The sequence below is a fragment of the Streptomyces sp. NPDC001985 genome, assembly GCF_040296845.1.
Classification (GTDB): domain Bacteria; phylum Actinomycetota; class Actinomycetes; order Streptomycetales; family Streptomycetaceae; genus Streptomyces.
In genome coordinates, this window is record NZ_JBEOYB010000068.1 from 38184 (window position 1) to 44708 (window position 6525).

Genomic DNA, 6525 nt, shown 5'->3' on the forward strand with positions numbered 1-6525 from the left:
AGAGCGGGGTGAATAGCGGGGAACTTTGTCAACTCCTCACCTTCCCCGCTCGTTGGACGACTACCGTGTGTGGCCAGCGATCAACGGTGGGCTCATCTCGCCTGTGCCGGTACACCGTTGTCCGTGCGGACCACACACCCGGCACAGCCAATCCCCACGCAGTACGCCGAATCCTGGGACCCCCACGTACCAAGGACGCCGATGTCTCCATTACGCGCACCCGCCACGCGGCCGGACCGCCGTGACGGCGGGCGCCACGGCCTGTCAGGCACCCGCCACGCCTCCCCGGCGGGCAGACCGCGTCCCCTGCCGCCCTCGCCGGAACACCGCATTCGCCCGCGCCTGTTCCGTACGGCGGTGCTGCCCGCCCTCGTCGCGGCGCTCAGCGGCGCGACCGCCGTGAGCTTCACCGTGCACACCGCGGCCCCCCGGCCGTCCGCCGCCCTGTGGGCCGTACTGACCACCACCGCGGCCCTCGCCATGGCGTCGGTCGCCGCCGCCGCCACGGGCGCCGACCGCATGGCCGGCTCCCTGCTCCACCGCTGTGCCTCGCTGCGCCGCTCCACCGAACGCCGCCAGGCGGACCTGCGCACCGTCGTCGAACGGCTCCGGCGCGGAGAGGGACCGCCCCCCGCCCGCACCCCGCAGCCGCCCCCGCCCTGCGGCGACGAGCTGGACCGGCTCGCGATCGAGCTGGGCCGGTCGCACGAGACCGCGGTGGCCGCCGTGGTCCAGGCGTCCAAGCTCTCCAGCAGCGTCGGCAACGAACAGAAGCTGGAGGTCTTCGTCAACCTCGCCCGGCGGCTCCAGTCACTGGTCCAGCGGGAGATCCAGCTCCTCGACGAGCTGGAGAACGAGGTGGAGGACCCCGAGCTGCTCAAGGGCCTCTTCCACGTCGACCACCTGGCCACCCGCATCCGCCGCCACGCGGAGAACCTCGCCGTGCTCGGCGGTGCGATCTCCCGCCGGCAGTGGTCCAACCCGGTCACCATGACCGAGGTGCTCCGCTCCGCCATCGCCGAGGTCGAGCAGTACCCGAGGGTCAAGCTGGTGCCGCCCATCGACGGCACCCTGCGCGGCCACGCCGTCGCCGACGTGATCCATCTCCTCGCCGAACTGGTCGAGAACGCCTCCGCCTTCTCCGCCCCCAACACCCAGGTCCTGCTGCGCGCCCAGCACGTCACCGCCGGGATCGCCATCGAGGTCGAGGACCGCGGCCTCGGCATGCCCATGGACGAGCAGAACCGGATGAACGCCCTTCTGGCCGACCCCGATCAGGTGAATGTCGCCCGGCTGCTCCAGGACGGGCGCATCGGCCTCTTCGTCGTCTCCGCCCTGGCCCGAAGACACGGCATCGCGGTCCGGCTCCAGTCCAATATCTACGGCGGCATCCAGGCCATCCTGGTGGTGCCGCAGGGGCTGCTGGGCGCCGAGTCCACCGGGCTCCAGCACATCGACACCAACGCGGACGACGAGTCGGCGTGCCACCACCGCGCGCCACAGCCCGCCCTCACCACCCGGCCGGCCCCCGCGCCGTCGCCCGAGATCCCCCGCGGCCGCCCCCGGCCCGAGCTTCAGCCACAGAGCCAACCACCGCAACAGCGGCCACCGCATCAGCAACCCCCACCGCGCCGCGCCCAGCCGCATACCCAGCCGCAGACCGAGCCGCAGGCCAAGGCCAATCCCCAGCCCCGGCCCCAGCAGCAGACCCAGGCCCGTCCGCCGTCACAGCCCCGGTCCGGGCAACAGCCCCCGCCGGTGCACACCACCCCCCGCACCCTCGCCCCTCTCCCCGTGCGCGCCGAGCACATCGACCGCCCCAACCCGGCCGCGGCCCGCCCCGGTGCCCATCACCGGCCCCGTGGCGACGGACAGCCCGCCGCCGCGCGGCCGAGCCTCCCGGTCGTGCCCATCGGCGCCGTGCAGGGCAGCCAGGGCCGCCCCCCACTGCCCAGACGCCGCAGCCAGCAGCACATCGCGCCTCAGCTCAGGACCGGCCCGCCGCAGCGCGGTGCCGAGGACCACGTGGTGCACGACCCGGGCCTGATGGCGGCCTTCCAGCGAGGCATCGAACGCGCGGAGGAACAGCCCCCGCCGGCCCCGTCGGCCGCCCCTGCGCCGCACCACCCCGAACCCCAGTGTTACGACCACACCTCCAAGGAGTAGATCCACCATGGCGAGTGATGCGCCGAACGGCCAGCCATCGGACCTCGACTGGCTGCTCAGCGGTCTGGTCCAGCGCGTGCCCTACACCCGCAACGCGGTCCTGCTCTCCTCCGACGGTCTGGTGAAGTCCGTGCACGGCCTGGACTCCGACAGCGCCGATCACCTCGCGGCGCTGGCCTCCGGGCTCTACTCCCTCGGCCGCAGCGCCGGAGCGCGCTTCGGGGACAGCGGGGTGGTCCGCCAGGTGGTGGTGGAGCTCGACTCCACCCTGCTGTTCGTCTCCACCGCGGGCTCCGGCACCTGTCTGGCCGTACTCGCCGACCGCGAGGCCGACGCGGCCGTACTCGGCTATGAGATGGCGATGCTGGTCAAGAGCGTCCGGCCGTACCTCACCACTCCGGCCAGACAGTCGACCGGGGCGCCGAGCATTGCGGGCCGCTGACGGTGCCCACCCCGCAGGACCGGCCGCTGCTCGACGACGAGGCCGGCCGGCTGGTACGGCCGTACACGGTGAGCGGCGGCCGTACCCGCCCCACGGCGGCACTGGACCTGCTCTCGCTGGTGATGGCCACCGGGGCCGTCCCCGGCGAGGGCCTCGGCCCCGACCACGCCCTGGCGCTCGGCCTCTGCGGCGGCCCGATCTCGGTCGCCGAGATCTCCGCCCATCTGGGGCTGCCCGCGGTGGTCACCAAAGTCCTCCTCTCCGACCTGGTGGACTGCGGCGCGATCACCGCGCGGGCGCCCCGCTGCCACCACACCCCGACCGACCGTTCCCTGCTGGAGGCAGTGCTCGATGGCCTACGACGACGGCTCTGAAGGCGACGGCTCCGACCTCGGCAGTTCTCAGGCCGACCGTCGCCCCGCCCACGCCGACCGACCGGATCTCCTCACCCCCGACCCGGGGCGTCCGCACCACCAGCGCATCGGGGCCGGCGGCCCCGCGCCTGCCGGAGCCGGTTTCCCCACCGCGCTGAAGATTCTGGTCGCCGGGGGCTTCGGCGTCGGCAAGACCACCTTCGTCGGCGCGGTCAGCGAGATCGAACCGCTCAGCACGGAGGAGCTGCTGTCCCAGGTCAGCATGGCGACCGACCATCTGTACGGGGTGGAGTCCAAGACCACGACCACCGTCGCCATGGACTTCGGCCGGATCACCCTCGACGACCGCCATGTGCTCTATCTCTTCGGAACGCCCGGCCAGCAGCGGTTCTGGTTCATGTGGGACGAACTGTCGGACGGCGCCCTCGGCGCGGTCGTCCTCGCCGACACCCGCCGGCTCCAGGACTCCTTCTCCGCCGTGGACTTCTTCGAAGGGCGCGGCATCGGCTTCGTCGTCGCCGTCAACGAGTTCGACGGTGCCTACCGCTACGACGCCGACGAGGTGCGCAGCGCACTCGATCTGCGGCCCCAGGTGCCGGTCGTGATGTGTGACGCCCGGATCGCCAGCTCGGGGATCGGGACCCTGGTCACCCTTGTGCGGCACCTTCTCACCACCCCCGCGGCGCCGGCCCCGGCACCGAGCTATGGAGCACCGTCATGACATACCACCCCACCGGTCATCTGCTGCTGACCCCCATCGACCGGGAGGCGCCGGTACGGGTGCGCCGGCTGCGGCAGCTCGGCTTCGGGGACCGTCCCGACCCCGCCTTCGACCAGTTCGCGGACCATCTCGCCGAGGTGACCGGAGCGCCCTACTCCATGGTCAACTTCATTGACGAGAACCGGCAGTACTTCGCCGGGCTGCACACACCGTCCGGCGCGCACAACGGCGGCGACCTGTCGGCGGCTGCCGCGGCGGGCGGCGAGGTCAGCCGTTTCATGGCCCGGGACCACGGCTACTGTCCCCATGTGGTGGTCCGGCGGAAGGCGCTGGTGCTGGAGGACGTCTGCGACTACCCGAGGTTCGCCGGGAACCCCGTCGTGGACGAGATCGGCATCCGCTCCTATCTCGGCGCCCCGCTGATCGACCGCACCGGTATCGCGCTGGGCACGATCTGTGTCGTGGACACCGAACCGAGGCCCTGGGGGCGCGCGGGTTTGGAGACCATCAAGTCCCTGGCGGCCGAGCTGATCGAACAGATCCACCGGCGTGAGGACGGGACCATCTGAGGACGAGGACGAGGACGAGAGCGAGGCTCGGCCGTCGGAGCCTGTCGGGGCGGTCGCCTGGCGCCGCCCGGGTCCGGGTGCTCCCCGGGATGTCTTCCGCGTATGCGGGCGCGGCCGGTGCCCTGCGGCCGTCCGCGCCCGTCCCGTCAGAGCGCCGGCTCCAGCCGCACGGCCTCGGACAGCCGCTGCGACCATTCTCCCTTCGCCGTACCGAGAGCCACCTCCGCGAGGCGCAGCAGCTGAATGTCGGAGGTGCCCGCGGGGGCGAACATGTGCAGCGCGTCGCGCAGATAGCGCTCGATGGGCCGGTCGGTGAAGAGCCCGGCCGCCGCGTGGATCTCCATGGCGCTGCGCGCGGAGTCGATCGCCGACTCCACATTGATCAGTTTGGCGTTCATCAGCTCCGCGTCACAGGGCAGGCCCTGATCGAGCAGATGGACGGCGTGGTACGCGGCCAGCCGCGCGGTCATCAGACGTGACTGGAGCTTCCCCAGCTTCAGCTTGATCGAGGGCAGATCGTGCAGCGGCTTGCCGTAGCGGTGCCGCTGGGCGCAGAAGCGGGTCGTCTCGTCCAGGATCGCCTGGTGGATGCCGAGCGACACGGCGGTGAGATTGGCCCGCCCGTACAGCACGCTGGAGGAGTACGCCACGGCAAGGCCGTCGCCCTCCGCGCCGAGCCGGTTGGACGCCGGGACCCGGCAGTCGCGGAAGTACAGCTCGCCGAAGCTGAAGCCGTGCAGCCCCATGGCGGGAAGCTGCTCCCCGGTGCTGAAGCCGGGCCGGTCGGACTCGACCAGGAACGCCGTCAGCCCTCCGGAGCCGGGTCCGGTGCGGACCACCACGCCGTGCAGGTCGCCGACGTGGCTGTTGCCGACGTACACCTTCCGCCCGTTGAGGACGTACTCGTCGCCGTCCCGGACGGCGGTGGCGGCCATGCCCAGCACATGGCCGCCGGACTCGGGCTCGGTCACGGCGATGGTCGGCAGGCAGCCGCCGGCCGCGATCAGCGGCAGCCAGGTCTTCTTCTGCTCCTCACTGCCGAAGTGGACGATCTTGGCGGCGCCCAACTGGGACGCCTGAACCATGGCGCCCATGGCCCCGCTGACCCTGGACAGTTCCTCAATGATGATCGTCTTGGCGAGATGCCCCGCCCCCATACCCCCGTGATCGCGACTGATCGTCGCACCGAGCCAGCCCTGTCGGGCTATCAGCCGGGACAGCTCGCGGTGCGCGGATCTCGATGCCTCCATGGCGGGGATCATCGGTCGCACCTCCCTTTCGGCGAAGTCCCTTACACGGCCGCGCAGCTGCTGGTGGCGCCGGTTGGTGAAGTACCCGTCCATCGCGAGCCTTCCTCTGTGATACGCCTGCTCGGGCGATTGTTCGAGCAGGTGGTGCGTCGACAGTGGTCCCCCGTACCGCGAGGCCGGACCACCTCGGGTTCTGCCGTACGGCATTCCCTCCGGGCAACTGTGTGCCACATGCCAACGGCCATGGGATTTCCGCCGGATGGACATCGGGCGACAACAAGCCGTCTCAGGCGTACACAGGTGGGACATCCGGCACTAGGTGAAGAACCGATACGGCATAGACCTGGCCGGAAGCGGACTCAGCCGAGCGGCGCGTCCGGAGTACAGAATCAGCCGTACCAGCGCACAGGGGCAGTGGTCGGCGTGCGGGACAGGGCCGGTGGTGAACGGCGTGCGCACAGGCGTGTCTTCGGCCCCGCGCCCCTGCCCTTCCGAGGGACAGGGCCAGAGCTTTGCCCCGATACCGGGTGGAGTGCCGGGGAGTGCCGGGGGTCCTCCCGTCATGTTCCGGGGCGTGCGGGCAGTTCACCGCGAGCTGTTTTCACGCCCGGTGCTCCAGAGCATCCCCAAAAAGCTCCCGCACCACCCCCTCGCCTCCGCCGGCGCCCGCTCCCGGGGTGTCGGGAACCTGTGCCTTGCCCTTCGTCCCGTCCATCCCTTCGGGGGCGGATGTGACGCCAGGGCTCCCACGGGTGTCCCGCTCCGGCCATGTGTCCTCACCCGCAGTCGCGGGTCAATTACAGCCACGTTCGGGGTGTGGGGGAGCCGGCGGGCTGTCCGGAGAGGTGGTGCCGCTGAGTCCTCGCGGGGGAAGTCGTACGCGGCCCACCCCCGGGCCCCCGGGCCCCCGGGCCCCCGGGCCCCCGGGCCCCCGGGCCCCCGGGCCCCCGGGCCCCCGGGCCCCCGGGGCGAGCCGGCTGCGCCCGGGAAGGCACCCGGAGGC

At 71.9% G+C, this 6525-nt stretch carries 6 protein-coding genes; 5 read left to right on the forward strand and 1 reads right to left on the reverse strand.

The features are described from left to right. The first annotated feature begins 357 nt into the window (after window positions 1-357). The 5 genes from ABT122_RS26310 to ABT122_RS26330 are packed head-to-tail and all read left to right on the forward strand — an operon-like array spanning window position 358 to window position 4272. Window positions 358-2166, forward strand: coding sequence for a sensor histidine kinase (locus ABT122_RS26310; RefSeq protein WP_451069042.1), 1809 nt, complete (start codon window positions 358-360; stop codon window positions 2164-2166). Window positions 2167-2173: 7 nt separating this feature from the next. Beyond that, the gene (locus ABT122_RS26315) at window positions 2174-2608 is read left to right on the forward strand and encodes a roadblock/LC7 domain-containing protein (RefSeq protein WP_351557117.1); all 435 of its coding nucleotides are present in this window, start codon (window positions 2174-2176) and stop codon (window positions 2606-2608) included. A 2-nt stretch (window positions 2609-2610) separates the two neighbouring features. Continuing rightward, on the forward strand, window positions 2611-2982 hold the full coding sequence (locus ABT122_RS26320) for a DUF742 domain-containing protein (protein WP_351557120.1): 372 nt from the start codon (window positions 2611-2613) through the stop codon (window positions 2980-2982). Further along, window positions 2960-3703, forward strand: a complete 744-nt coding sequence (locus tag ABT122_RS26325; RefSeq protein ID WP_351557122.1) for a GTP-binding protein — start codon at window positions 2960-2962, stop codon at window positions 3701-3703. Before ABT122_RS26320 ends, ABT122_RS26325 begins: the two co-directional genes overlap by 23 nt. Next, window positions 3700-4272, forward strand: a complete 573-nt coding sequence (locus ABT122_RS26330) for a GAF domain-containing protein (RefSeq protein ID WP_351557125.1) — start codon at window positions 3700-3702, stop codon at window positions 4270-4272. Before ABT122_RS26325 ends, ABT122_RS26330 begins: the two co-directional genes overlap by 4 nt. A 146-nt stretch (window positions 4273-4418) precedes the next feature. Here ABT122_RS26330 and ABT122_RS26335 read toward each other — a convergent pair whose 3' ends face one another. Next, complete coding sequence (locus tag ABT122_RS26335) at window positions 4419-5615, reverse strand: acyl-CoA dehydrogenase family protein (RefSeq protein WP_351557128.1); 1197 nt, start codon at window positions 5613-5615, stop codon at window positions 4419-4421. Window positions 5616-6525 lie beyond the last annotated feature (910 nt).

What these genes read in the sequence shown, in the direction of transcription:
- ABT122_RS26315 (WP_351557117.1), top strand. Translation starts at nt 2,174, where the DNA reads ATGGCGAGTGATGCGCCGAACGGCCAGCCATCGGACCTCGACTGGCTG.
- ABT122_RS26325 (WP_351557122.1), top strand. Translation starts at nt 2,960, where the DNA reads ATGGCCTACGACGACGGCTCTGAAGGCGACGGCTCCGACCTCGGCAGT.
- ABT122_RS26330 (WP_351557125.1), top strand. Translation starts at nt 3,700, where the DNA reads ATGACATACCACCCCACCGGTCATCTGCTGCTGACCCCCATCGACCGG.
- ABT122_RS26335 (WP_351557128.1), bottom strand. Translation starts at nt 5,615, where the DNA reads ATGGACGGGTACTTCACCAACCGGCGCCACCAGCAGCTGCGCGGCCGT.